Raw genomic sequence first — 24,774 nt, forward strand, 5'->3', positions numbered from 1 at the left:
CCCGTTTCGACCGGGACGGCGCGTCTGTGGCGGTTGCTGGTACGATCAGTGGGTGCAGAGCACGTCCACGATCGGGGTGCATTGTCCGGTGCAGGCCCGGTTCTCGCCGAGATGCCAGGTGCGGGCCCGGTTGTACCGGTCGACATCGAAATGCTCGACACGGCGGTAACCGGCGCTGCGGCAGATATGTTCGGCCGTCTCGCGGCCGCAGTCGCGGCCATAGCCGGTCATGCAGCGGTCAACGGCGTAGCCATTGATCTCCGGGCGGGAGAAATAGAGGGTGCCATTGTCTGGCACGCCACCGCGGATGGCGCCCCGACCGCCCGGACCGGGATAGCCGCCGCCCGGGCCGCCCCAATATCCGTCGTAACGGTAGAGAGACGTGATCTCGTTGCGCAATCCGTAGCGCGAAAGGTCGCGGACTTCGCCCTCGAATACTTCGCAACGACCGCCGTAATCCTCATGCTGGCAGAGAACCCAGCGCTCGCCCGGGGCGATGATGACGCTGTCGGCGCGGTCGTTGAAACCAGCCCGTTCCAGATTGTCGACATCGCCTGCGACATCGATCCGCTGGCCGTTGAAATTGACGCCGTCATACAGGAAGACGCCGCTTCTCGGGACGGCCGCACCCCGGCCCGGATAGGCACGGTAGTCGGGCTCGGCAGAGCTTATCTGTCCTGCCATGCCGCCGCCCAGATAGGGCATGTCCCGGTCGACTTCCATGCAGGCGCCGCCAAAATTCGCATGCTGGCAGACGCGCCAGCTGCGGCGGCCGTCGAAGGAGATGGAGCGCGCTTCGTCGTTGAAGCCGATGCGCGTGAAGTCGGGCGTGGTTTCCGACAGCGTCACCGACCGGCCGGTGAAATTCGGTCCGGAATACAGCGTGATACCGCCCCCTCTATGCCCGCCGGGATAGTATCCGCCGGGACCGTGGCCGCCAGGAGACGCGACCGGTCGCAGCGAAGTCAGCTGGTCGTTCATGCGGCCCATCGAGGGCTGGTCGGAGGAATGATACTGGCAAGTCCCGCGGAAATTGTCGTGCTGGCAGATCTCCCACTGGCCCGAGAGTATCCGGAAGGACGAGGTGCGGTCGTTGAAACCTGCCTGGGTCAGATTGCTGACGGGACCGGTCACGCGGACTTCGCGGCCACGGTAATTGCTGTGTTCGTACAGGATGATCTCCTGCGCGGCGGCCTGGGCGGCGAAGCCGCTGGCGGCCCAGGCCATGGCGGCGAGGATGGTCCGTTTAACAGTCATCTGGCTCCCTCCGAAACTGACAAGCCGTTGATTGAAAGGTTCGGCCACCGGTCTAGCGGGCTCAAGCTGAACGGGCGCGGAGCGGGCGCTTCATCGTCCGTTCATCCGCTGGACCGGCGCTGGGTTAGCGCCGGTTCAGCGCCGGTTCGGGCCTTCTTCCTCTTCGGGGGGCTGTTCGGGCTCGCGGCGTGTGCCCAGCAGATTTCGCAGCAATTGCTCGGCCGGATCGACCTCCTCTTCCTCGGTCGCTTGCTGGGGGGCTTGAGAGGTGTCGTCCGGGGTGTTTTCGGTGGCATCTGCCCCGGTCGTTTCTCCCCCATCTTCCTCCCCGCCCAGTCCGAGCGCGTTGAGGAGGGCACCGCGGACCGCATCCTCCGGGCTGGCGGCCTGCGAACTGTTGACGCCGAGCGCATTGCCGATCGCACCACCGAGCAGGGCTTGTCCGACGGCTTCCGTATCGACCCCGTAGCTGACCGAATTGAAATCGCCCCGGAAGCGGATCGGCACGACGATGCCGCGCATGTCGCGGTCGCCGCCCTGTCCCTGGATGGAGGCGACGGCGCGCGGACGCAGGCGGTAGTCGAGGGTCTGCTCCGGCAGGTTCACCCAGCCATTGCCCTCGACCCGCAGCAGCGGGCTGAGCATGAGCAGGTCCTGGTTGGTGATGCGGCCATCGGCGATCGTGAAGCTGCCGCCGAGCTCGGTGAAGTCGGTGGATTGCCGCTCGCCGACGCTGGCCTGTTCGCTGTCCGATTCGCTCGCTTCGCCGGTCGCGGCGGCTTCGTCCTCCTGCGAGAAGAAGCTGTTCACATTGCGGATGGTCTCGGCGATGTTGATGCCGACGATGGCGCCGTCGGCGAAGCTGAAACCGCCATTGCCGTCGACGCTGCGCATGATGCTGGCCTGGCTGTTGCCGGCGGCGGTCGCTCTCAACCGCATCTGGCCCGTCCCCTGAAGACGGTCGAAGCCGGCCGCAGCCGTCAGGAAGGGCTGGGCGTCGAGCCCGTCCAGCGTGGCGTCCAGCGAGAAGGAGGGCGTACGACCGCGATTGTTCGCCACGATCGTGGCGGATCCGGAGCCCTGGTAGAGATCGAAATTCTCCAGCACGGCTTCCAGCCGGCCGTTCGAGAGAATAGCCCGCAGGCGGGCATCGGAGACTTCCAGATCGCGGAAGCGCAACGTGCCCACGCCGAGGCGCAGATCGGCATCGAGCAGGTTGAGGCCCGCCAGATCGATCGGATCCTCGCTCCAGGGCGGAACGCCGCCGCCGGAGCCGGAGCCTTCGCGCTCTTCCGGCAGATAGGGCGTCACATCGAGCGTCGGCAGTTCGAGCGCGCCATTGAGGCGTGGCCTGGCTCCCGAGACATCCGCATTGAGCGTGCCCGAGGCGCGGATATCGTCGAGCTGCAGGGCGCGGGCGGTCAGGGCGAGGGAGCCAGGCTGCCCGGCCAGTGCGCCTTCCGCGGAGAAGCGTTCGAGATTCTCGCCCGCCGGCATGTCGGTCCCGGCAAAGGCGGCGAGGGCGCGGATGGAGGGGATGTCGGCATTGAAGTCGCCGTCGAAGGCGATCTCCTCCGATTCGAGCATGCGCCCGTCGAAGCCCAGATCGATCAGCCGCCCGCCCATGGCCAGCGTGAGCGGCGTCTCGCGGCCCTCGAAGAAATCGCGGATCGAGCCGAGTTCCGCATTGAATGTGAGCGCTTCGCCGTCGGCATTGAGTGCGCCGGAAATCCGTGTCGCTTCGTCCAGAGATGGCAGGGCCACGCTCAGATCGAGGCCGGTGATCTCGCGGCTCTGGCCGGCATCGGTGTAATAGATCGAGCCGTTCTCGATCCGCACATCGCCGAAGCTTGCCTCGAGCGGCAGCGCGCCGGGGCGCCGGCGGAAGCCTTCGCCGGATGAAGGTGCCGGCGCAGCCTCGCCGCTGTTGAAGGTCCAGTTATTGCGGCCGCCGCGCTGCTGCAGGCGGATCGTCGGATCGACCAGCACGAATTCGGTGATCTCGACCCGGCGCGAAAGCAGCGGGACCAGCCGCACCCCGACGCGCATCTCGCTCATCTCCGCGAAGGCCGCATCGCCGAAGCCCTCGGCATTGGCGATGGAGACGTTCGAGGCGCGCACTTCCAGGCGCGGCAGGATGGTCAGGGCGATATCGCCGTCCAGCCCGACATCGCGGCCGAGCGCGTTTTCCGCCGCCACTTCCACCCGGTCCCGATAGGCCGATGCGGGTATCAGGCCGGGCAGGACCAGGGCCGCCACGACCAGGAGTCCGGCGAGGACGATCAGGAAAAGACCAAAACGTTTCATGCGACTGCGCTCCCCTTCGATCCGCCGGCCGGACCTCCGGCGGGCATGATTCTCAGCCTATCGCTCCACCATGTCGCTTTCTTGGCGAGACGGCGAAAAACGGATGGGTTAATCTACCTCTGATTTCGATCAAACACCAAAGGGGGTAGGGGATGTCCGAGAAATCCAAGCTCAGCCTGATGCATCGGCGCGAACTCATTATCGGTCTGGCCGCGGGGACGGTCGTGCCGCTGGTTTCCGGTTGTGCAGACAATGCCGCGCTGGGCCGCAGCCAGCTCATGCTGGTCTCCGACGGCCAGCTGGCGCAATTGTCCGACCAGGCCTGGCGGGAAAGCCTCCAGCGCGAGCGCGTGCTGCGCGATCCGGCCTATCAGCGCCGTCTGGAGCGCGTGGGCAGCCGCGTTGTGAACGCGGCCGGGCTCAGCCATATGCCCTGGGAATTCGTCGTATTCGACGACCCGACCGTGAATGCCTGGGTGCTGCCGAACGGCAAGGTCGGCTTCTACAAGGGCATTCTCGACATTATGGAGACGGACGACCATCTCGCCACCGTCATGGGGCACGAGGTCGGCCATGTCGCCGGACGCCATTCCGCCGAGCGCGCCAGCCAGCAGATGGCCGCCCAGATGGGCGTCTCCCTGGTCTCATCCGCGCTCGGTTCCAATACCGACACGGCTCAGTATTCAGACCGGATCGGCGCGGCGCTCGGCATGGGCGTCACGCTCGGCGTGATTCTGCCGTATTCGCGCCAGCACGAATACGAGGCCGACCGTCTCGGCGTCGATTACATGGTCGGCTCCAGCTATGATCCGCGCCAGGCCATCGATTTCTGGGTCGCCATGTCGACCCGGCACCAGGGCCAGAGCGCCGAGTTCATGTCCACCCACCCGTCCGACGAGAACCGGATCGCCGCCATGCGCGAACACATTCGCGCCCGCGGATACGCCTGACATGACAGGGCTTCCGGCCCCGGAAACGGGGCCGGAGAACCGGGGCTGCAAAAGCCCTGACAGCATGGTTGCCAGAGGGGGGCGGGGAGGCTAATTTCCCGCGCCTCACAGCCCGGTTGCCACCGGCCTGACGCGTGCCGCCTTAGCTCAGTTGGTTAGAGCGCTAGATTGTGGATCTAGAGGTCCCCCGTTCGAACCGGGGAGGCGGTACCATTTTTCTTTCTTGTTTGCTGCAGCTTATAGAGCCCCTTTGAGCGGTCGGCTAAGCGCGTCGATGGACGTGGGTGCTAGACCACATTGGCATTTGAGGCCGTCCTTAAGCGCGATAAACAGATTTCTGTCTAAATCCGCAATTTGCCCGGTCATCGCACTAGGCGACCAACCATCTTAAATTTCGATGTGGTGCGAATTACTCCTCGTCTAAACGAGTAATGCGCGGTTTGACCGGGGCGTTCGGGGCGTTCGGGGCGTTCGGGGCGTCGTCTTCTTCGCCTTCTTCGACGGCGCCGGGCTTTAGAGCGTCATCCGGGGTAAACTCGGGGAGTTTGCAAGGAAGGTGAGTAGCTCGGAAAGCGGTCTCGAATTCCTCTCGATCATTGAGCCTGATTAGAACGGGGTCGTCGCAGGATGACGCCTTTCCAAAGAAAACGGCGTGCCGCGGTTGCAGATTAGGTAGAATGCTTGCGTAATCTGCACCAATATAATTCGAAAGAAAATTCTCGCTGGTCGTATCAAATGTTCGCATCGCAAAAACCGTGTTGCATTGGTTCAGGATGGTTTTCGTGACATTTGCGGTACGCTGAGTGATCAGAAGACACCCAAGGCCAAACTTTCGACCTTGGAGAATTGCGCGCGAACTTGCTGAGGCCGCTTTTTTGTCTCCCTCCGCGGCGACTGAATTCCACTCTGGAATCAAACTGTGTGCCTCTTCATAGACAAGACAAGCGCGGGCCTTGTCGGTCATGCCGAGATCTTGGCAAATATGCAGGGCGTGATGAGATATAATTGCTGTGATCTCGGTGGGCGTTAGCTGCGCCATGTCAGCTTCGCCCGTTCTGAAATCTTGCGCACCGATTTGCTGCCAGACGGTCAGACTCGCTGGGTTGATGATGCAAATTGGATAGGGGCTCTCGGCTGAAAGGAAGGTCTTAAGGACCGTTTTCACTCGCTCGCTGAAGTCCCTGATCGTGCCTCCATCTTGTTTGGTTTTGGCGGTCTTGCCTCGTCCCTTTTCTGGTTGAAGCCCTTCCATCACAGCAGTCTGATGCTTCTCGACAACAAACGGCTTCAGCTCGTTTTGGTACTGGTCAGTCAGATCTAGGCAAATGATTTTTATGCCCTCAGCGATCATTCGTTCAACAAGTTCAATAGCGAGGAAGCTCTTGCCGACGCCGAGAATGCCCAAAATGGCGGTATTGTGAGTTATGGCCTCGTGAATATCGATCGAGACTGAGTAGTCAGTTGAGGGGAAATGACCTACCGCTTCGGCGGATACGTCGAAGGCGGCGGTATCCTTCAAAAACACTGGTGCATTGATGTTCGGCAGCCAGGGAGCTGCTTCGAACTTTGATTTCTCGGCGTTCCACTTACCGACTTTTCGAGCCCGTGCTCGCGCATACCCATACTTGTTCTTTTGCTGAACAAGCTCTTCGTGGGTTACGCCGTCGATTACCTGATAGATGACGTTCTCTCGACCAACCTTAACCTCAACCAGTCGCCCTTCGGAAAGGTCGCCCTCGTCAATTACCTCGAATTCAAGGCGGTCTAGAGTCGTACCATTATCGACGACGCCGCAAAGTCGGTCGATGCGCTCTAAGACACTGCCTGCTTTTTGGCGCGTTTCCTCGTCTACTTCCAAAAGGCGAGCAGCTCCATCAACGGCCTCTGTCCTTCCTGCGTCCCCCTTTAGTGCTGCAGGGAGTGGCAGGCTGAGCGTACGCAGCAGGTGACCTTCGTCCCGCCCCACATAATTTACCGCGACCCCCAGTCTCGTTGGGCCCTGCCGGTCGCCAATTAGCATAAGGGTGCCCCGTGGGAGCTGAATGTCGCTCGTTTGGCGTATCAGGACGATTCCCGGAGATTGATAGGCGGCGACAGTGCCCAACAACTCGCGTGGTCCCAGCTCGCGTTGATCTCGAAACCAACGGAGTAGGTCCATGACTGAGTCCAACGGGCGCAGCGCCACAATCACGGTCCAGCTCGCGAGTATCGCGATAACTTCGGTCGGGTTGCCGCGGTGAATTGCAAAGACGGATACGAGGATCACCGTGGTGAACACGACATTCGGACTGCCGCTGCCGCGTACGCCTCTTTCCCATGCTAAGAGCCAGGCTCGTGACTCGAGGCCGCCGGGCTGCTTGATCAACAGGACGATCAAGCCAGATAGAAGCACCAGTATTGAAGCTCCCAGCATTACAGACGCGGCTATCCGCGCGTCAGCGCCTAAGCTATCCGATGCCATAATCGTCAACATGGCTATGGTCGCGAAGATGGCGTTCGTTGCGGCGTCAGCGGGAGGAGTGAAGTGGGGTGTGAGTAACCTGCTACCCAGCACCAAACTAACCGCGCCGGAATAGAACCATACTGTCTCTAGGCTTGGAGCAAAGCTGGGTGAAATGACGAAGCCATGTACCGCTGCGAGCAAGGCCAAATAGGCGATTGTGGTAATCACACGGTTTTGTTTTGTACTTCCCACGATGAGCGCCCTATTCCACTGTGCTAATGCGCTAAACCCTAAGCGTGTGATGGTGGCCTTCACAGCATAAATCTTTCAATGCGCAGAAATTGGCGGTCGCACGGCTTGAATTGGGTGTCCGGAGCCCCTCATTCGAACCGGGGAGGCGGTACCATTTTTCTTTTGGACAAAATAATCGATCGCCGTTCCTCGCTCCGGCGCATACCTCCCTGATCACGCAAAAGAATCGCCGAATTCGCCCCTGCGCGTGATGCCGGTCACGCATCGTATGTTATGTCGTGTGATTTTATAATATGGCACGATATGGTTGTATCGGTACCGTGCGGGGCCGGTCGGGACGGGAGAGCCCGGCGGTCGCGTGGCGGATGGTCCGAGTGACATGCGGGGGTAAGCATGAAAAGCGCAGGCGAGTGGTTGATCGGTCTCGGCGTCCTGATGGCGCTGGCGGGTATTCTCATGCCGGGGTCCGGCGCCGGCGAGGCGGTGCTCAATCTCGGCCTGCTCAATCTCAAGACCAATCTGACCCTGTTCGGTTCGGGCATCTTTATCGGCGGCATGGTGGCGCGCGGCAGTGCGCATGTCGCCGTCGCGGTCACCCGCGCTGCCGGCAATAATCGCCCGCTTGCCCGCTCCGTCCGCGATGCGAAAGCAGAAGGGGATGCGAAGGGCGATGGCGCGGAACACGATGTGAAGCCGCGCATTCCTGCGAAGGCGATGGTGTTCGACCGCAAGCGCGAGATCGAAGCGAACGAGTCGGCGATCGCCAGCGCCGGAAGCTGAAGCCTCAGGCCGGTATCGCGCGCCGGTATTGTCTTCCCGAAAAACGTCCCGCTCGGCTTCGCCGGTCCCGGCCTTATACCGTCCGGCTTTGGCGACAGGACTCAGCGGTCCTGGTTGCTGGTATCGGACCGTGCATCCCAGGGCGCGCCGTCGCGGAACGCCTCGACCAGGAAATCGATGAAAGCCCGGATCTTCGGCGCCACATGGCGCCGTCCGGCATGCATGGCGTAGAGCGCCTGTTCGGCCGGCGTCCAGGCGGGCAGGACGGGCGTCAGTCGGCCCGCGCGGATATCCGGTGCGGCGATGAAATCGGGCAGCAGGGCGAGGCCGGCGCCGTCGATCGCGGCGTCGCGCAGGGCGAGGCTGCTGTTCACGCACAGCCGCCCGGAAACCGCGACCGTCCTCCGGCCCTCCGGTCCCTCCAGCTGCCATTGTCGCGGCGTTTCCGAAAGGCTGTAGACCAGACAGTCGTGGTCTGTGAGGTCGTCCGGAATTGCGGGCGTGCCGCGCCTGTCGAGATAGGCAGGCGCGGCGCAGACCTGCCGCGCGATCGGTGCAAGCTGGCGGGCCATGAGGCTGGAATCGGGCAGGGGGCCGCCGGCGCGCAGCGCGACGTCGAAGCCTTCCTCGATCAGATTCACCTTGCGGTCGCTCATCACGATATCGAGCTCGACCTCGGGACAGGATTCCAGGAACCGTCCGAGGAGCGGTGCGATGTGCAGAAGGCCCATCGACATGGGAACGCTGACGCGGAGCAGGCCGCGCGGAGCCAGGGCGTCCTCGGCGGCTTCCAGCTCGGCTTCCTCGATCGCATCGAGGATCTGCACGCAGCGCTGGAGATAGGCATCGCCGGCGGCCGTCAGGCGCAGCCGCCGCGTGCTGCGTTCGAGCAGACGTACGCCGAGATGCGCTTCCAGCCCGGCGATATTCTTGCTGACGGCCGCATTGGAGAAGCCGGTCTCGCGCGCGGCGGCGGCGAAACTGCCCAGTTCGGCGACGCGCCGGAAGAGCATCATGGCGGTGAGGCGGTTCATGATTGTATACCCATGGTGAACAATCATTGCACCAATATGCGGATTATATCAATGGGGGTGAATGGGTAGCGTCATGACGAACGCGGCCGGTGCGGTCGTTGATCCCGTGTCCAGAGGAGACCCGTCATGCCGAATTCCTTCCCGAAATGTCTACCCCGACTCGCTGGATCGATGTCGGTGGCGATCAACGGGCTCGCCGCGGCGGGTCTGGTCCTGCTGGCCGCCGGCGCGCCGGTGTCCGCACAGCATGCCGACACCGGTACGGCTGAGGCCCGTGCGACGGTCGGGGTGAGCCCCTGGGGGCCGGAGGACGAGATCGGCCGGCTCAACATGATGACGCCGCAAGGCCAGGCGGCGCTGCTCGCCCGCCTGTCGGGCGCTCCGGCTTACGATCTGTCGGTGGAATATTTCATCGGCATGCCGAGCTGGCAGGCTGCCGGCGATCCGCACTACCGGCTCTGGATGACGCACACGCCGCACGGCACGCAGGTCGACGATCCGCTCGGCCTCGGCGAGGCAATGAACGCGCATGTCAGCTATACCGGCGCAGCCGTCTCCATGTACACGCATATGGGAACCCATATCGACGCGCTGGCTCATTTCGGGCTCGACGGGGCGATCTGGAACGGTTTCCGCGCCGAGGACCATCTCGGCGATCGCGGCTGGCAGCGGGCCGGGGCAGAGACTCTGCCGCCCATCATCGCCCGCGGCGTGCTTATCGACCTGCCTTCGGCCCTCGATGTCGACATGCTTCCCGACGGCTATCGCATCGGACGGGCGGATATCGAGGCCGCGCTCGCGGCGCAGGGTGTCAGTCTCGAGCCGGGCGATGTCGTCCTCGTGCGAACCGGCCGCATGCAGGTCTATGAGGACGCCGCCGCCTATATGGCCAACCCGCCCGGTCTTGGCATGGAGGCAGCCCGCTTTCTCGCCGAAGAGGCCGGCGCCATGATCGTCGGGGCTGACAATCTGAGCTTCGAGGCCTTCCCCTCCGAGGTCGAGGGCAATTACGTGCCGCTTCACACCTATCTGCTCGCCGAGCAGGGCATCCCGATCCTGGAGCTGGTCGATCTGGAGGCGCTGGCCCGCGACCGGGTCTACGAGTTCGCATTCATCGGCGGGTCGCTGAAGCTTCGCGGCGCCGACGCCGCGCCGATCCGCCCGCTCGCCTTTCCGCTTTCCGTACCGGCAGACGATGACGCCGCTACGCCCTAGGGCCGGGACCGGCCGCCTTCCGCCCCCCTGCGGCCGGGGCCTCGCAAGCCTGTATCGCCTTCCCGGTCTCTCCTCCGGGTGATGCAGGCAAAAGAAACGCCCCGGTCCAGTTCGGACCGGGGCGTTGTCGTCTCAGGCCGGTGAGCCGGTCGCGCTCAGCGATCGCTGCCGGCTTCGCCGTTCCCGGTCGCCTCTTCGGCGGCGGCGCGTTCCTCGACCAGGACGCGAGCGGCCTCGGGCGACTCGACGTCCTCGATCGTGTCGATATAGCAGCGGCGGCCCTGAACCATGTCCATCGAGCTCATTCCGATCGTCCGGCGCGGATAGACGTACTCCATGTGCGGCGAGACGATCGTCGTGGTCGACGGGAAGCTCATGCCGAGCTGGAAGCCGCCCGTCAGTTCCGGACACGGCGAGCGCAGGGTCACCAGATAGTGACGGCTGACGCCCCCGTTCAGGACCAGATGCTCCCGGTCGATCACCGAATAGCCGTTGATATTTACCAGCCGGATTCGGTCGGCCAGCGCGGGCGCCGCCAGAAGGCCGAATCCCAGCAGGGCGGCGAAGATTGTCTTCGGTACAGATGCCATATCACTCTCCTGACGCAGCGCGTCCCTCGTGCAGATGATATCAGCTCGCAACCGGTGCGGGTCAAGTTAACGACGCGAAACCCGTCCGGACATACCGTATTAGGGGGCGTTAACCCGCGATTAGCCACGCGGCGGCGATTCTGGCACTTGATTCGAAGCCCCGCCGGAGACGTCCGTGGTCAGCCCCGTAGAGCAGCACAATACCGACTTCGCGACGCGCGCCATACGCCAGGCCGCGCAGGAGACCGGGACCGATTTCAACTATCTGCTCCGGACCGCCGCGCGCGAGAGCAATTTCGACGTCCGGGCCGAGGCCGCGACCTCCAGCGCTGCGGGCATGTTCCAGTTCATCGAACAGACCTGGCTCGGCGTCATGCATCGCAGCGGCGCCGAGCACGGCTATGCCGCCGAGGCGAGCCAGATCAGCCAGGACGAGCGCGGCCGTTTCGTCGTGGCGGACCCGGAACAGCGCCAGCGCATTCTCGATCTCCGCTTCGACGCGGTGGCCGCGGCCCGCATGGCCGGCGAGCTGGCTTCGGAGAATGCGCGGGTGATCGAGACCCGGACCGGCCGCCCGGCCTCGTCGGGGGAGCTTTATGCGGCGCATTTCCTGGGCGCCCAGGGCGCTGCCACGCTGATTGAGGCAGCCGAAGCGGACCCCGCCACACGGGCCGACCGGCTCTTCCCGGCCGCCGCCGCGGCCAATCGGCCGATCTTCTATTCCCAGGGCCGGCCGCGCTCGGTCAGCGAGGTTCTGACCCGCCTGACCGGCGAAGGCGAGGGCGTTCCTGCCATGCGCCACGCGGCTGCGCAGGCCGAGCCTGCCGTGCTTCGCTCGCGGGCACCGGCCGAGGGCGGAGATGTCCGCGTTCCGGCCGGCAATCCGGCCCCGACGCCGGTGCGCAATGCGGTCTTCTCGCCGCATCGCTTCCAGGTGGGCAATGGCGAGCTGTCGCCTACCCTGGTGGAAATTCTCGCCTCGCTGGATGCGCCGGAATCCGGGCGGGTTCGCAAGACGTAAACCGGACGCGGCCGGCGCAAGCATTCATTAAGCATACGCCGATTACCTTCGCTGCAACCTGTTAGAGAGACGGAAAGATCATGAGTGTCGTTGCGCTGCGTAACCGGCTGACAAATGACGATATTCGCCGGCTGGTCAAAGGCGAGTCGGACGAAGTCCGCGCCGTTGCCGCCGGAAAGATCTGTCACCGCGTCGACAGTGATGCGCTGACCGATGCCGAACGCGAGGCGGCGATCGCCGTGCTCGATCTCATCGCCGGCGATGCCGCCGAACTGGTCCGTCGCGCCCTCGCGGTGACGCTTCGTGAATCCCCCAATCTGCCCAGGGAGATTGCGCGCCGTCTTGCTGCGGACGTGGATGCGGTGGCGACCCCGATCCTCGCCGACTCGCCTGTCCTCGACGATGCGGATCTGCTGGCCGTACTGGAAAGTGCCGGGACGAAGAAGCGCTGCGCCATCGCCGCGCGCAAGGACGTCTCGACCCGCATCGTGCACGAGATCCTCGAAACGGGCGACGAAAAGGCCGTCGGTATTGCAGCCTCGAATGACGGCGCCGATTTCGACGAGGCGGCCTATCGGCGCGCCTTCGCAGATTTCTGCGAGACCCCGGGCGTGATGGATGCGTTCGTGGCGCGCTCGACGCTGCCGCTCTCGGTCACCGAGAAACTGATCGCCCATGTCAGCGATGTCGCCCTGGAGCGCCTCGTGAAGACCCACGCGCTCCCGCCCCAGCTCGCCGTGGAGATTTCCGAGGGCGCGCGGGAGCGGGCAACGGTTGATCTCGTCGATCAGGCTGGACTTGCTCATGACCCGCGCCATTTCGTGCAGCAATTGCGCATGAATGGCCGTCTGACGCCGTCGCTCGTCCTGCGAGCCCTGCTGCGCGGGCATATCACCTTCGTCGAGCATGCCTTCGCCGAACTGGCGGGGCTGCCGCACCAGCGCGCCTGGCTGCTGGTCCATGATGCCGGACCGCTGGGCCTGCGGGCCGTTTACGACCGCACCGGCATGCCGGCGCGTCTCTATCCTGCCGTGCGGGCTGCGATCGATGTGGTCCAGAGCATGGAAATGCCGATCGACGAGCCGGGCCGCGAGCGCTTCCGCCGCAAGCTGGCAGAGCGTGCCATGACGCGCTTCCAGGGCATACCTGAGGCGGACGTCGAGTATATTCTCAGCCGCTTCGACGAGATGCCGGCGCGAGGCGAGGCGATGGCCGGTTGATACGCGTTTCCGTGCGGACACGAAAAAGGCGCCTCGATGAGGCGCCTTTTTCTTGCCTGTAAGCCGCTTGCGCAGCGATCAGTCGTCTTTCCAGGGCTCCGCAAAGACCGCCGTTTGCTGCTCCAGCTCGGATGCGAGAGCGGCGGCGACCGGATCATTGTCGTCGCGGATATTCTGCGAGAGGGCCGCGCGGATCGCGCCAACATGGGCAAGCGCCAGGGCGAGAGGTGCCTTGTCACGCTTTTCCTGAATGTCGATCATCTTGGTCAATGATTTGGACAGGCGCGTGATGATCGGGAATTCATAGGTCGAACCGAGGCCGCGCAGATCGTGCGCGCGAACGAAGAGCGCTTCGCCCTCATCGCCCTTGAGACCCTTTTCCTTCACGATCTTGGCGCACTCCTCGAGCTTGACCACTTCTTCTTCCAGCCACTGGCCGAAATCGGAGCGCAGGTCCTTGAGGGCCTCTTCGGCCTTCTCGATCATGTGCAGATCGCCCTGACTGATCGGGCCGCCGACCTTCGCCTGAAGCAGGTTCGGAGCGGCGATCACCTCGACTTCGTCGGATTTGGCCATGGAAAAGTCCTCTTAGTTGGCGCAGGCAAGCGGGGTGCGATCATCATGCGCATGGCAGCGCCGATCCCCGTTGCGGTCCGGGTGTTGGTTCGACTGTCCCGACGGGCCCGCGAGCAGGGCTTCGCTCAGCGTCGCAGCCAGGGATGCAGCCGTGAAAGGCTTGTTGAGAAAGGCGGTCACGCCGGCGGCGTGGGCCGCGCTGATGCGCTCGGCATCGCAATAGGCGCTCAGCATGAGAATGGGCAGGTCCGGTGCGGCGCCGGTCTCCGGAGCGCGCAGATTGCGGACGAGGTCGAGGCCGTCGCGGGGCGACATTTTCCAGTCGGTGATGACGAGGTCGATACGGCCGGTCTCGATTTCCGCGAGCGCGCGGTCGACCGAGTCCGTTTCGACCACCTCGGCGCAGCCGAAAGCCTGGAGCGACACGCGCAGGGCACCGCGCAGGGCGGCGTTGTCGTCGACGAGCAGAACCCGAAGGCGCGACAGAAGTGTCTCCAGAGCGGCATTCGTCATGCGCGGCGTGTTCCCAGTCAAGCGCGGGTCCGCTTGAAAACGGACCCAGTCAATTCGGGACAGACGTTAGGCGTCGTTGTTTAACGTCCGCCTAAATAACATCAGTTTTCGAACTGCTCGGTGATAATTCTTTCAGCAAGATCGCGCCCCTCGTCGAACAGCATTGTCAGGGTGACGTCGCTCGCCTCGACGACGTCGACTCGGGCGACTTCGCGAAATTCCTGATTGTCCGCCACGGCGGAAACGGGGCGGTGCCGGGGTTCGACGATCTCGAAACCGACCCGGACGGTGCAGGGCAGGAGGGCGCCGCGCCAGCGACGGGGCCGGAAGGCGCTGATCGGCGTGAGCGCCAGAACCTTTGAATTTATGGGCAGAATCGGACCGTGTGCCGAGAGGTTATAGGCCGTCGATCCGGCCGGTGTGGCAACGAGTACGCCGTCGGCCTGGAGCTCGCCCATGCGGTCGCGTCCGTCAATCGTAATCTTGATCTTGGCGGTCTGTCGGGTTTCGCGCAGCAGCGAGACCTCGTTGATGGCGAGCGCTTCGAAGGGCTTGCAATTGATATCCTCGCCCCAGCAGCGCAGGGGGTGGATCTCGGCCCGCTCGGCATGCGCCAGCCGGTCGAGCAGGCCGTCCTCCCGGAACTCGTTCATAAGAAATCCGACGGACCCGAAATTCATGCCGTAGACCGCAGCACCCGTGCGGATCGAGGTGTGCAGCGCGTCGAGCATGAGCCCGTCGCCGCCCAGCGCCACGATAATGTCGGCCTCGTCGACAGGAACGCAGCCATAGGCTTTTTCGAGGCGCGCCTTGGCGGCCTTGGCTTCCGGTCGGGGACTGGCGAGAAAGGCGAGTTTGGACGAGATGGGAACGCTCTAGGTAAGGGCCTGATCGGACAGGCGCTTATTCAAGCCCTCGAACCCATTTGACGCAAGACCTTGGCAGCCTTTTCCGGACCGTACATCCGGAACACGTTCGCGGCGGTCGCCATGGCGTCGCCTTCGAGCTGCTGATGGACCCGGCCCGAGCGCTGCAGTGCCTTGTGGATGACCGGATAGGCGGTGCGGTCGAGTTCCGCCGCCTGGCAGGCCATGGCCGCAGCGCGAACGCCGCCCATGGCAAGCGCCACGCGCCATTGCGACGCCTTGATGCCGCACAGGTGCGCGATGGCATGGTCGAAGACGGCTTCCTCGCCCGATTTGAGGGCGTTGAGGGCGTACTGACCGTTCAGCTTGCCCGCCTCGACAGCCTCGGCAACCGCGCGCGCGGCGGCACGGTCGGCGTCTTCCGGCGTCGCCTCGAGGGCGGCCTGGACAGCGAGATTCTCGACCTTGTCCTTGTCGAGTGCGAAGCGCCGATAGAGTTCCTCGCGCCAGTTCTCCGGCAGCATGATGCAGAGCTGGGTCGCGAAATCGGTCGAGAGATCGTGACGCCGGGCGAGGGCTTCCTTGAGCTTGGGATGCTCGCGCGCGACCGTCAGGCAGACGTCCAGGGTCTGCTCGGAAATTTCCGCAGTATCGTTATTGGCGAGCGCCCGCAGCACGATCGGCTCGCCCGGTTCGGCGACCGTGTCGGAGACCTTGAGGTGCAGATTGGCGCGCATGGCCAGATGGCGGCGATGCTCGGTGGATGCACCCTTGGCGATCTCGATCATGTCCGCATCGGAGAGCTTCGAGCTCTTGTCGATGATGAAGGCCGCAACCTCGATCGGCTGGAAGGCGAGGTGCATGATAGCTTCGTGCGGCGCCCATTTGCAGGTCGCCAGCTTCTTCGCCATTTCGGCCTGGGTTTCCACGCCGGACTTCTCGGACAGGGTGATGAGAAGCTGGCCGGCAACCGGTTCGGCGGTCTCGGACAGTGGCTGCGCGACACACAACTCCGTTACCGACAAAGCGATTTTGTGTCGCTTGTCGGGGTCGCTCATTTGCTCGAGAGCGGTTATGGCTTCTGATGCTGTAAAGGCCATCGGTTTCTGGGCGCAGTTATTTATTGTCCGCTTATGTAGCCACCAACGCCTTGAAAACTTGTTAATTGGACTGAAGCGGGGAGAGCGGGACTATGGAGGACTTGAAATCAGCCTCTTTACTGTCTCTTTATTCGGGAGTCAGGGCGCGAACACAAGCTTTGGTGGTATCGCTCAGTCCCGAAGATATGCAGATCCAGACCATGCCGGATGTCAGTCCCACGAAATGGCATCTGGCGCATACGACCTGGTTCTGGGAAACATTCCTGTTGCGCGAGAACGACGCGCAATACCGTGAATTCGATCAGAATTTCAATTACCTGTTCAATTCCTACTATAACGGTGTCGGGGAAAGGCACGCACGGCCTGAGCGTGGCTTGCTGAGCCGCCCCTCGCTCGACAGGGTCCAGGAATATCGAGCGCATGTGGACGCGGCGATGACGCGTTTACTCTCTGGTGACCAAGAATACATTCTTTCGCGCATCGCTCCGCTGGTTCGACTTGGGCTGGCGCATGAGGAGCAGCATCAGGAATTGATGCTGACCGATATCAAGCATGTTCTGGCCGCCAATCCGGTGCCGCCGGCGGCCCTGTCGGCCCCGGCTTCGAGCGGGACGGGCGGCGAGACCGGTATTCGCTGGATCGAGTTCGAAGGCGGGACGTTCGGCTTCGGCGCCGAGCCGGGCGGTTTCCACTTCGACAATGAGGGGCCGCGCCACGAGGCGATCCTGACGCCCTTCGCCCTGGCCGACCGGGTGGTGACCAATGACGAATACGCGGACTTCATCGCGGATGGCGGATACGCGTCGCCGATGCTCTGGCTGTCGGATGGCTGGGCCATGGTTCAGGGCGAGGGCTGGCAGTCGCCGCTCTACTGGCGTCGCCGTGACGGCGCCTGGCACGAGTTCTCCTTGCACGGCGAGCATCCGCTCGATCCGGACGCGCCTGTCACCCATCTCAGTTATTACGAGGCCAGCGCCTATGCGGAATGGGCGGGCGCCCGGCTCCCCGACGAACGCGAATGGGAGCTGGCGGCCCGGCGATCCGCCTGTGCGGAAGGCCGGTTTGCCGAACCCGGTCTGTCGGCGCATCCCGCCCGCGCGGGCAGGGGCGAGGGCTGTCGACAGATGTTCGGCGATGTCTGGGAGTGGACCCGGTCGGCCTATGCGCCCTATCCGCGCTACCGGCCGGCCGAGGGCGCGGTCGGCGAGTACAACGGCAAATTCATGTGCGGCCAGTACGTGCTTCGCGGCGGATCCTGCGCGACCCCGCCCGGCCATGTGCGCCCCAGCTACCGGAATTTTTTCCCGCCGGACGCGCGCTGGCAGTTTTCCGGGCTGCGACTGGCGAAGGACATTTGACGCGGCCCTTCGCACGGTCGATCCTTCCCCCGTTGGCGATAAGGAAAACATCCGGGGAGAGACACATGGATGATCAGGCGAACGTTTCGGTGAAGGATCAGGTTTCCGAGGAGGAGTGGAAGGCGCGCTGCGATCTCGCCGCGCTTTACCGGCTCGTGCGCATGCACGGCTGGGACGATCTGTTCTTCACCCATATCTCGATGCGCGTCCCCGGGCCGGAAGAGCACTTTTTGCTTAACCCGTTCGGCCTCCTCTATGAAGACGTGACCGCGTCAAACCTGGTGAAAGTGGATCTGGAGGGCAATGTCCTTCCGCCCTCGCAATACGGCATCAATCCGGCCGGGTTCACCATTCACTCGGCGATCCACGCCGCGCGCGAGGATGTGCATGTCGCCCTGCACCTGCACTCCGATGCCGGTGTGGCGGTGGCCGCGCAAAAGGGCGGATTGCGGCCGATCTCCCAACTGGCGATGAATGTCTTCAACGATGTGAGCTATCACGACTATGAAGGCATCGCGCTGGAAGCCGATGAAAAGAAACGGCTTGTCGCAGATCTGGGCGAAAAGAACCTGATGATTCTCCGCAACCATGGAACGTTGTCGGTTGGCGACCACCCGTTTAGCGCGTATGTTCGCATTTATCTCCTGGAGCGTGCATGTCGCATCCAGGTGATGGCGCAGGCTGGCGGGGAGCTGATCGAATGGGACAAGGCGATGCAGGATCGTGTCTTCGGGCAGTCCGACGAGATCTCGTCCAACGAGTTCTTCAAGGAGATCGCCTGGGCGGCCTTGCTCGACCGCGTTCGCCGCGAGAGCCCGGGCTTCGACGCCTAGTCCGGCCTGCACTGGCAGCCATGATTGCAGCCGGCGCTGTCACTGCGCCGGCTGCAGGCGGTGCCTGGCCCCAGGCGAAAGGGGACGCGCTCGCCATCATCTCCACCGTCGTGGACCGCGCCGATACGGCCTTCGGTGCCGAGCGCGAACGCGTCGATGACGGTTATTTCTACAAGGACGAAACCGCGGTCTTTGCCGAATACGGCGTGACCGAAACGACCACGCTGGTCGCCCGCTTCGCCTGGCAGAATGTCCGCCGCCGCAACGGCAATGCCGTCGACGGTGCGCAGGGCTTCGCGGCGAGCGAGATCGGCGTAAGGCAGGCGCTCTGGCGCGGCGATCGGCAGGTCGTTTCCGCGCAGGCGCTGGTACTGATCCCGGGGCAGGGCGAGAATGTATCCAACCAGCCGCTCGGCGCGGGCGATACCGCGTTCGAACTTCGCGGCTTGTGGGGACGTTCCATCGGGGAGGGTGGCTTCGCCGAGGCCCAGCTCGCCTGGCGATGGCGCGAGGGGCGCTATCTCGACGAGGCGCGGCTGGACACGACGATCGGGTGGACACTGCGCGAGCGCTGGCATGTGACCGCGCAAAGCTTTTCCGTCTGGAACGCGGAACCGGCGCGCCCGGGCGCGCCGGCATTCGACCAGCACAAGCTGCAGCTTTCGCTGGGCCGCGATATCGGCAATGTCCGCTACGAGATCGGCGGGTGGATGACGCCGGCAGGCCGCAATTCCATCAATGAGCGGGCGGCCTTCCTTTCGGTTTGGAGGCGCTTCTAGTCGGCTGTCTCGACGGCGATGTGGGCGATCACGTCGCGGCGGTCGTCCGCATCGCGCAGGCCGACGAAGCTCATCCGGTTGCCCGGCACGAGCGCCCTCGGATTTTCGATCCAGGCATCCAGCGTTTCGACATCCCAGACCAGGCCGGATTCGCTGAGCTGGCGGGAATAGCTGAAGCCCTCGGCCGCGGCTGCTTCGCGTCCGATGACACCATGCAGGTTCGGGCCGACCGTATGGCGCCCACCTTCGTTGAGGGTGTGGCAGGACTGGCAGCGGCGATATTGGCGTGCGCCATTGCTCAGGTCCGCATCAGCGTAGTCGGACCCCAGAGCGGCGAGAATGGCGGTGGTGTCCGTCTCGTTTTCCTGCGCCTCTGCCGGCTCAGCCACGGTCTGCACGGTTTGCTCTGCGGGGGCGGAAGCCCCGGCCGCTGCTGAGGTTTCGGCCGCCGCAGAGGTCTCGGCCGGTTCGGCGACGGCGTCGTTTTCGGAGGCGCCTCCGCAGGCAGATAGGGCAAGTACGGCGGTGAGCGGAACGAGGCGGCGGATCATGGTCGAACTCCCGGAATAAGCGGCTTCTCACCGGGTATAGCGTGATTTTTCTGCTTGGACATGCGGCAGGATGACATCGTTTTGCAACGCCGCTGCGCTAGCATCTTCCGCTCTCGTGATTTTCGCTTGTCTCCCGCGCGGTTTCGATGTCCAACAAAATGGGGACGAGGGACGTTGCGCCGAATTCGGCGCTTCGGCAGGCAGTAAGCGAATGACAGACAAGACGGGACCGGATGCGGTCATGGTCTGCGGTGCAGGCCATTCCGGATCGACACTGCTCGGCATGCTGCTGGGCAGCCACTCCCGCACTTTCTATATGGGCGAAGGCGGCAAGGCGCGTTATCTCGGCGACGAGAAAAAGCCCCTGCGCAAACGGGTCTGCAAGATTTGCGGCGAGAATTGTCCGGTCTGGTCGGGCTTCAGCTGGGGCGGTGTCCAGCCGCTCTACCGGCAGGTCGCCGCCCATGTCGGCCGCGACGTGATCATCGATTCGACCAAGGACGAGCCGTGGATCGCTGCGCGTTCGGAGGAAGTCCGGGCCGGCGGCGGTATCCCGCTCCTGATCTTCCTCGGGCGGGACGGACGTGCGGTCGTCAATTCCCGCATCCGCAAATATCCCGAGCGCGACCCGGCCGAGCAGATCGAGGACTGGGTCGCCAAGATGGCGCGGGCCGAGGCGCTCTTCTCGCAGCATGAGGGACCGAAGCTGCGCGTGCGCTATGAGGATCTGGCGACGAATACGGACGCCGTCCTGACGCAGATTTGCGAGACGCTGGGTCTCGAGTACGAGCCCGCCATGAGGGATTTCCCGGCCGTCGAACATCACGTGCTGGGCGGCAATAGCGGCACTCAATTCATCGCGGCCCGGGCGCGCTTCGACGATCCGGCCGAGGCCTTCGTCAGCCTGAACAGCCGGACCCGCGACTATTACGAGACACATTCCGGCGCGATCGAGCTGGACCTGCGCTGGCGCGAGGAGTTGAGCGCGCTGCACCGGGCCCTGTTCGACCGGCTGGCATCCGAAGCAAACCGGGACTTCCACTGGGGGGAATAGGAAGAATGGCCAAAGTAGACCTTGTTTTCCGGCAGATCGACGAACGGACGCGCGATGTTGCCCTGGCACTGGCCCAGGAAAATATCCGGCCGGAAAACACCTATGTGATCGATGATGTCCGGCCCTTCACCGAGTGCGTGAACCAGATGCTCCAGATCGACCATGTCTGCGATTACGTGGTCTATGTCGATGCGGACTGCCTCATTCTCGAGGACCTGCGCAGCTTTATCGATACCTGCGACGCCCCCTATGTGGACTCCTATGTCAGCGACCGCTTCCGTGGGCGCCTGCATTGCGGCGTCCATATCACCCGTATCGATCTCGTGCGGGCCATGGCTGCCGTCGAGGTCCCGGACGACGACATGAAATACGTGCTGCGCCCCGAATCCCGTTTGCGCAATCTGGCCATGAAGCCGATGGGGGCGAGCAAGCAGTTCCGGAATTTCGACATCCTGCACGACCACTTCCAGGACTATCACCACATCTTCATGAAGTACGCGCTGCGTGAATTGCGCAGCCGGACCAAGATCCAGCGCGAGCGCCTGACGCGCTCCATGAAGCGCTGGGTGACGCAGGACGGGGAGTTCTGCGATCTCGCCATGGCCCGCCACGCCGTCGAATATGCCCGCTGTGAAGTTCCACTTTCCGCGACGCCGGACGAGGTCCACGACTTCATCGCCGCGCTGCCCGAACATGCGGAGACGCAGATGCAGGCACTCGGCTTGTCGGGCAAACCCGACTTTACCCGGGACGAGCTGGACGAGTGGCTGACGGCCAATCGCGACCGGGTGGCCTACGGCCAGTCTGCCGACAAGCCGAAAATCTTCGGTCTCGGCCTCTCGCGGACGGGCACGCGCAGCCTGACGTCCGCGCTTCAGATGCTCGGCTTCGACTGTAACCATTACCCGATCGACGAGGATACCTATGTCGAGCTTGCCAATGCGCAGTACGATCTGACGCTGCTGCGCTATTTCGACGGGCTGACCGACATCACGACCATTCCCTTCTACCACCAGCTCGACAAGCAGTATCCGGGCTCGAAATTCATTCTGACCGTGCGCGACAAGGAAAGCTGGCTGGGCTCGTGTTCGCGGCATTACTACAACCGCCCGGCCTTCAAGGATGTGGAGGACCCGGACGAGGAGGTGCATCTGCGGATGCGCCAGTTCCTGCGGGCGTCGGTGTATGGCTGCTACAATTTCGACCCGGAACGCTTCTCCTGGGTCTACGATCAGCACGTCCGGTCGGTGATGGACTATTTCAAGGACCGGCCGGACGATCTGCTGATCATCGATATCTGCTCCGGGGAAGGCTTCGAGAAACTTGCGCCCTTCCTCGAGCGACCCCTGCCGGCCGAACCCTTCCCGCACAAGGGCGCCGTCCTCTCGCGCAAAATGGCGGAGGAAGCCGAGGCGGCAGCGGGCAAGGCCGGCGACAAGGCCAGGGTGGCCTGACCGGCCATGGCCGGCACACCCTCAGATGATGAAGCGATCGGCGCCAGGCCCGGCCTGGCGGACGCGATACGGCAGGCACTGAGGACGCTGGGTCTCGTTACGCGTGAACGTCCGGCACTGATCGCCGCCGTTGCAGGTCTGAGCCTCGTCGCGGCCCTGCTGCCGCCGGCCGCGCTCTACATGTCCAAACTCGTCATCGATGGCGTGGTGTCTGCCATGCAGGACGGAACCGAGGTCAGCCGCAACCAGGCCCTGTTCTGGGTCGTGATCGAATCTGCAATCCTTGCAGCCTTGCTGGCGGTGAGGCGCTTCCAGGTCTTCGCCAAGGCGCAGCTTCATGCCGAGCTCGGCTTCGTCGTCTCGGGCCTCATCCTCGAACGCGCGGACCGGCTCTCGCTCCGCCAGATCGAGGATGCGGACATCCAGCAGAAGCTGATCCTGGCCAAACAGTTTGCAGCGAGCCGGCCCTACAGTCTGGTAAACCGGATATTCGACGCGGCCCAGCACGGACTGACACTGGTCTCCTTGCTGATCCTGCTGGCGGTCTATGCGCCCTGGCTGGTCCTGCTCGTGGTACTGGGCGGCCTGCCGGTCTTTATCGGGAACCTGCGCTTTTCCGGGGATGCCTATCGCTTCTACACGGGCCGCACCCCGCAGATGCGCGAACGGAATTATCTTGAGAGCCTGGTCACGAACGAGGCGTCAGCGAGGGAAAGGCTGCATTACGGGTATGGCGAGGCGGTGCGCGATCGTTTTGGCGATCTGTTCCGGACCCTTCATGGCGATGACCGTTCCTTGCAGCTTCGCCAGGCCTCGATCGGGTCCGGCCTGAGCCTCGCCGGCTCCGCCGTTTTCCTGGGCGGCAAGCTCTGGATCGTCGCTGTGACGATCGCGGGCGCGTTCACGCTGGGGCAGATGACCATGCTGGTCGGTCTGCTCAAACAGGGACAGGCGGGCGTGACAAATCTCCTCTCGGCCTTCACGGGCGGGGTCGAGGACGTGCTCTATGTCACCAATCTCTATGCCCTGCTGGACCTTCCCGACGCGCCGGAAGGCCGCGGCCTCAAGAGTGGCCCGGCGCCCGGCGAGGGACTCGTCTTCGACGGCGTGAGCTTTACCTATCCGGGAAGCGACCGGCCCGCACTGGACGATGTGAGTTTCTCTCTTCCGCCCGGAACGCGGCTCGGCCTGGTCGGCGCAAACGGGTCGGGCAAGACTACGCTGGTCAAGCTCGCGACAGGGTTATATGCGCCAGATGCCGGCGAGGTGAGGCTGGACGGTCTTGCGCTGCAGGACTGGGACCGGGCTGCGCTGCGCCATCGCATCGGCGTCCTTTTCCAGCCCCACGTGAATTACAAGCTCTCCCTGCGCGACAATGTGGAGGCCGGATCCGGATTTGCCACGGTCGCAGGCGAACGGCTCGAACGCGCCATCGAAGCCGGTCTTGCCGCAGAGCTGGTGACCAGTCTGCCGGGCGGGCTCGATACGCGCCTGTCCAAGCGCTTTCTCGACGGCATCGAGCTTTCCGGCGGCCAGTGGCAGCGCCTCGCCATGGCGCGGGCGCATATTAATGATGAGGCCGATATCCTCATCATGGACGAACCCACCGCTGCCATGGACCCGGCCGCCGAAGCCGACTTCATGCAGCGCGATCTCGGCGGTCGATCACTTGTCCTGATCAGTCACCGGCTTGCCAATATCCGGACGGCCGATCGGATCGTGATGCTGGACAAGGGGCGCGTGGTAGAGTGCGGCGCACACGAGGCGCTGATCGCCGAGGGCGGGGCCTATGCCCGCCTGTTCGCGACCCAGGCCGAGCCTTACAGATCGACCTGAACCGGCTAACGCGCCAGGAAGCCGTCCTCGGCCAGCGCCTTGGGGCCGCGTCTCAGAATGTCGCCATAGCCGCCCGGTTCGGGCACCTCGACCCCGCCGCATTCGACCGAGGCAAGGATGTCGGCCATCACAGTGAGTCGGGTCTGCCGCTTGTTGTCGGCACTGACGACCCGCCAGGGCAGGTCCTCAGGTCCCGTCTCGGCGAGCATGCGGTCCCGGGCGCGCGAATAGCCGTCAAAATTCTCCAGCGCGACATCGTCGACCGGGCTCACCTTCCAGGCGGTCAGCGGGCTGGTCTTGCGCTCGGCAAGGCGGGCGGCCTGCTCTTCGCGCGAAATATCGAGATAGTATTTCAGGACGGTCGTGCCGGAGGAGACGAGCAGGCGTTCGAAGGGCAGAACGTCGCGGAAGAAGGCTTCGTACTCAGCTTCGCTGCAATACCCCATCACGTGTTCGACGCCGGCCCGGTTGTACCAGGAGCGGTTGAACAGGACGATCTCGCCATTGGCCGGCAGCCAGGGCGTCCAGCGCTGGAAATACCAGCTCGCGCGGTCGCGGTCAGAGGGCTTGCCGAGTGCGACGACGCGCGTCTCGCGCGGGCTCATATGCTCGACGATACGCTTGATCGTCCCGTCCTTGCCAGCCGCATCGCGGCCCTCCACCAGGACGAGGAGGCGCCGGTCATGGGCGATAAGATGATGCTGCAGCTTCACGAGCTGGATCTGCAGCGCCTTCTTCTCGCGCCGGTAGGTTTCGCGGTCGAGCCCGGACGGGACGGTCATTGA

At 63.9% G+C, this 24,774-nt stretch carries 22 protein-coding genes and 1 tRNA gene; 12 read left to right on the forward strand and 11 right to left on the reverse strand.

The features are described from left to right. Positions 1 to 45: 45 nt before the first annotated feature. Complete coding sequence (locus AC13HB_RS09140; protein WP_482949441.1) at positions 46 to 1,257, reverse strand: beta/gamma crystallin-related protein; 1,212 nt, start codon at positions 1,255 to 1,257, stop codon at positions 46 to 48. A gap of 135 nt (positions 1,258 to 1,392) precedes the next feature. Next, complete coding sequence (locus tag AC13HB_RS09145; RefSeq protein WP_482949442.1) at positions 1,393 to 3,564, reverse strand: AsmA family protein; 2,172 nt, start codon at positions 3,562 to 3,564, stop codon at positions 1,393 to 1,395. 152 nt (positions 3,565 to 3,716) lie between these two features. On the opposite strand from AC13HB_RS09145, the gene AC13HB_RS09150 reads away from it, so the two are divergent. Further along, positions 3,717 to 4,514, forward strand: coding sequence for a M48 family metallopeptidase (locus tag AC13HB_RS09150; RefSeq protein ID WP_482949443.1), 798 nt, complete (start codon positions 3,717 to 3,719; stop codon positions 4,512 to 4,514). A gap of 136 nt (positions 4,515 to 4,650) precedes the next feature. Next, positions 4,651 to 4,727 (forward strand) — tRNA-His (locus AC13HB_RS09155). A gap of 196 nt (positions 4,728 to 4,923) precedes the next feature. Here the strand turns inward: AC13HB_RS09155 and AC13HB_RS09160 are convergent. After that, positions 4,924 to 7,272 (reverse strand): helicase HerA domain-containing protein, encoded by a 2,349-nt coding sequence (locus AC13HB_RS09160; RefSeq protein WP_482949444.1) that lies wholly within the window; start codon positions 7,270 to 7,272, stop codon positions 4,924 to 4,926. Positions 7,273 to 7,602: 330 nt separating this feature from the next. Between AC13HB_RS09160 and AC13HB_RS09165 the strand changes: the two genes are divergently transcribed. After that, positions 7,603 to 7,989 (forward strand): hypothetical protein, encoded by a 387-nt coding sequence (locus tag AC13HB_RS09165; RefSeq protein WP_482949445.1) that lies wholly within the window; start codon positions 7,603 to 7,605, stop codon positions 7,987 to 7,989. 101 nt (positions 7,990 to 8,090) lie between these two features. On the opposite strand, the gene AC13HB_RS09170 is transcribed toward AC13HB_RS09165, so the two are convergent. Next, complete coding sequence (locus AC13HB_RS09170) at positions 8,091 to 9,023, reverse strand: LysR family transcriptional regulator (protein ID WP_482949446.1); 933 nt, start codon at positions 9,021 to 9,023, stop codon at positions 8,091 to 8,093. A 171-nt stretch (positions 9,024 to 9,194) separates the two neighbouring features. On the opposite strand from AC13HB_RS09170, the gene AC13HB_RS09175 reads away from it, so the two are divergent. Then, the gene (locus AC13HB_RS09175) at positions 9,195 to 10,238 is read left to right on the forward strand and encodes a cyclase family protein (protein ID WP_482949474.1); all 1,044 of its coding nucleotides are present in this window, start codon (positions 9,195 to 9,197) and stop codon (positions 10,236 to 10,238) included. A gap of 155 nt (positions 10,239 to 10,393) precedes the next feature. Here AC13HB_RS09175 and AC13HB_RS09180 read toward each other — a convergent pair whose 3' ends face one another. Further along, entirely contained in the window at positions 10,394 to 10,828 is a 435-nt protein-coding gene (locus AC13HB_RS09180) for a DUF6491 family protein (RefSeq protein WP_482949447.1), read from the reverse strand. A gap of 175 nt (positions 10,829 to 11,003) precedes the next feature. Between AC13HB_RS09180 and AC13HB_RS09185 the strand changes: the two genes are divergently transcribed. Together AC13HB_RS09185 and spbR are read left to right on the forward strand one after the other, a co-directional pair. Beyond that, a complete protein-coding gene (locus AC13HB_RS09185; RefSeq protein ID WP_482949448.1) occupies positions 11,004 to 11,849 on the forward strand; it encodes a hypothetical protein in 846 nt (281 codons plus the stop codon). A gap of 80 nt (positions 11,850 to 11,929) precedes the next feature. Beyond that, complete coding sequence (gene spbR, locus AC13HB_RS09190; RefSeq protein WP_482949449.1) at positions 11,930 to 13,069, forward strand: SpbR family protein; 1,140 nt, start codon at positions 11,930 to 11,932, stop codon at positions 13,067 to 13,069. Positions 13,070 to 13,147: 78 nt separating this feature from the next. Here spbR and AC13HB_RS09195 read toward each other — a convergent pair whose 3' ends face one another. The 4 genes from AC13HB_RS09195 to AC13HB_RS09210 all read right to left on the reverse strand — a co-directional run bounded on the left by AC13HB_RS09195 (position 13,148) and on the right by AC13HB_RS09210 (position 16,034). Continuing rightward, the gene (locus AC13HB_RS09195; protein WP_482949450.1) at positions 13,148 to 13,645 is read right to left on the reverse strand and encodes an Hpt domain-containing protein; all 498 of its coding nucleotides are present in this window, start codon (positions 13,643 to 13,645) and stop codon (positions 13,148 to 13,150) included. Between the two features lie 12 nt (positions 13,646 to 13,657). Then, on the reverse strand, positions 13,658 to 14,158 hold the full coding sequence (locus AC13HB_RS09200; RefSeq protein ID WP_482949451.1) for a response regulator: 501 nt from the start codon (positions 14,156 to 14,158) through the stop codon (positions 13,658 to 13,660). A 101-nt stretch (positions 14,159 to 14,259) separates the two neighbouring features. Continuing rightward, entirely contained in the window at positions 14,260 to 15,024 is a 765-nt protein-coding gene (locus AC13HB_RS09205; protein ID WP_482949475.1) for an NAD kinase, read from the reverse strand. Positions 15,025 to 15,065: 41 nt separating this feature from the next. Then, positions 15,066 to 16,034 carry a DUF2336 domain-containing protein gene (locus tag AC13HB_RS09210; protein WP_482949452.1) on the reverse strand — a complete coding sequence of 323 codons (969 nt, stop codon included), beginning with the start codon at positions 16,032 to 16,034 and terminating at the stop codon, positions 15,066 to 15,068. Between the two features lie 182 nt (positions 16,035 to 16,216). On the opposite strand from AC13HB_RS09210, the gene egtB reads away from it, so the two are divergent. The 3 genes from egtB (at position 16,217) to AC13HB_RS09225 (ending at position 19,094) form a co-directional block, all read left to right on the forward strand. After that, a complete protein-coding gene (gene egtB / locus AC13HB_RS09215; RefSeq protein WP_482949453.1) occupies positions 16,217 to 17,482 on the forward strand; it encodes an ergothioneine biosynthesis protein EgtB in 1,266 nt (421 codons plus the stop codon). Positions 17,483 to 17,547: 65 nt separating this feature from the next. After that, positions 17,548 to 18,315 (forward strand): class II aldolase/adducin family protein, encoded by a 768-nt coding sequence (locus tag AC13HB_RS09220; protein ID WP_482949454.1) that lies wholly within the window; start codon positions 17,548 to 17,550, stop codon positions 18,313 to 18,315. 20 nt (positions 18,316 to 18,335) lie between these two features. Continuing rightward, complete coding sequence (locus tag AC13HB_RS09225; RefSeq protein WP_482949455.1) at positions 18,336 to 19,094, forward strand: hypothetical protein; 759 nt, start codon at positions 18,336 to 18,338, stop codon at positions 19,092 to 19,094. Here AC13HB_RS09225 and AC13HB_RS09230 read toward each other — a convergent pair. Continuing rightward, complete coding sequence (locus AC13HB_RS09230; RefSeq protein ID WP_482949456.1) at positions 19,091 to 19,645, reverse strand: c-type cytochrome; 555 nt, start codon at positions 19,643 to 19,645, stop codon at positions 19,091 to 19,093. The two genes, AC13HB_RS09225 and AC13HB_RS09230, sit on opposite strands and share 4 nt — an antisense overlap. A 211-nt stretch (positions 19,646 to 19,856) precedes the next feature. On the opposite strand from AC13HB_RS09230, the gene AC13HB_RS09235 reads away from it, so the two are divergent. The 3 genes from AC13HB_RS09235 to AC13HB_RS09245 are packed head-to-tail and all read left to right on the forward strand — an operon-like array spanning position 19,857 to position 23,989. Continuing rightward, a complete protein-coding gene (locus tag AC13HB_RS09235) occupies positions 19,857 to 20,699 on the forward strand; it encodes a sulfotransferase (RefSeq protein ID WP_482949457.1) in 843 nt (280 codons plus the stop codon). Positions 20,700 to 20,704: 5 nt separating this feature from the next. Then, on the forward strand, positions 20,705 to 22,153 hold the full coding sequence (locus tag AC13HB_RS09240; protein WP_482949458.1) for a sulfotransferase family protein: 1,449 nt from the start codon (positions 20,705 to 20,707) through the stop codon (positions 22,151 to 22,153). Between the two features lie 6 nt (positions 22,154 to 22,159). Further along, on the forward strand, positions 22,160 to 23,989 hold the full coding sequence (locus AC13HB_RS09245) for an ABC transporter ATP-binding protein (RefSeq protein ID WP_482949459.1): 1,830 nt from the start codon (positions 22,160 to 22,162) through the stop codon (positions 23,987 to 23,989). 5 nt (positions 23,990 to 23,994) lie between these two features. On the opposite strand, the gene ppk2 is transcribed toward AC13HB_RS09245, so the two are convergent. Beyond that, on the reverse strand, positions 23,995 to 24,771 hold the full coding sequence (gene ppk2, locus AC13HB_RS09250; RefSeq protein WP_482949460.1) for a polyphosphate kinase 2: 777 nt from the start codon (positions 24,769 to 24,771) through the stop codon (positions 23,995 to 23,997). Between the last annotated feature and the right edge of the window lie 3 nt (positions 24,772 to 24,774).

It is taken from the genome of Maricaulis sp. B-26, assembly GCF_056857855.1.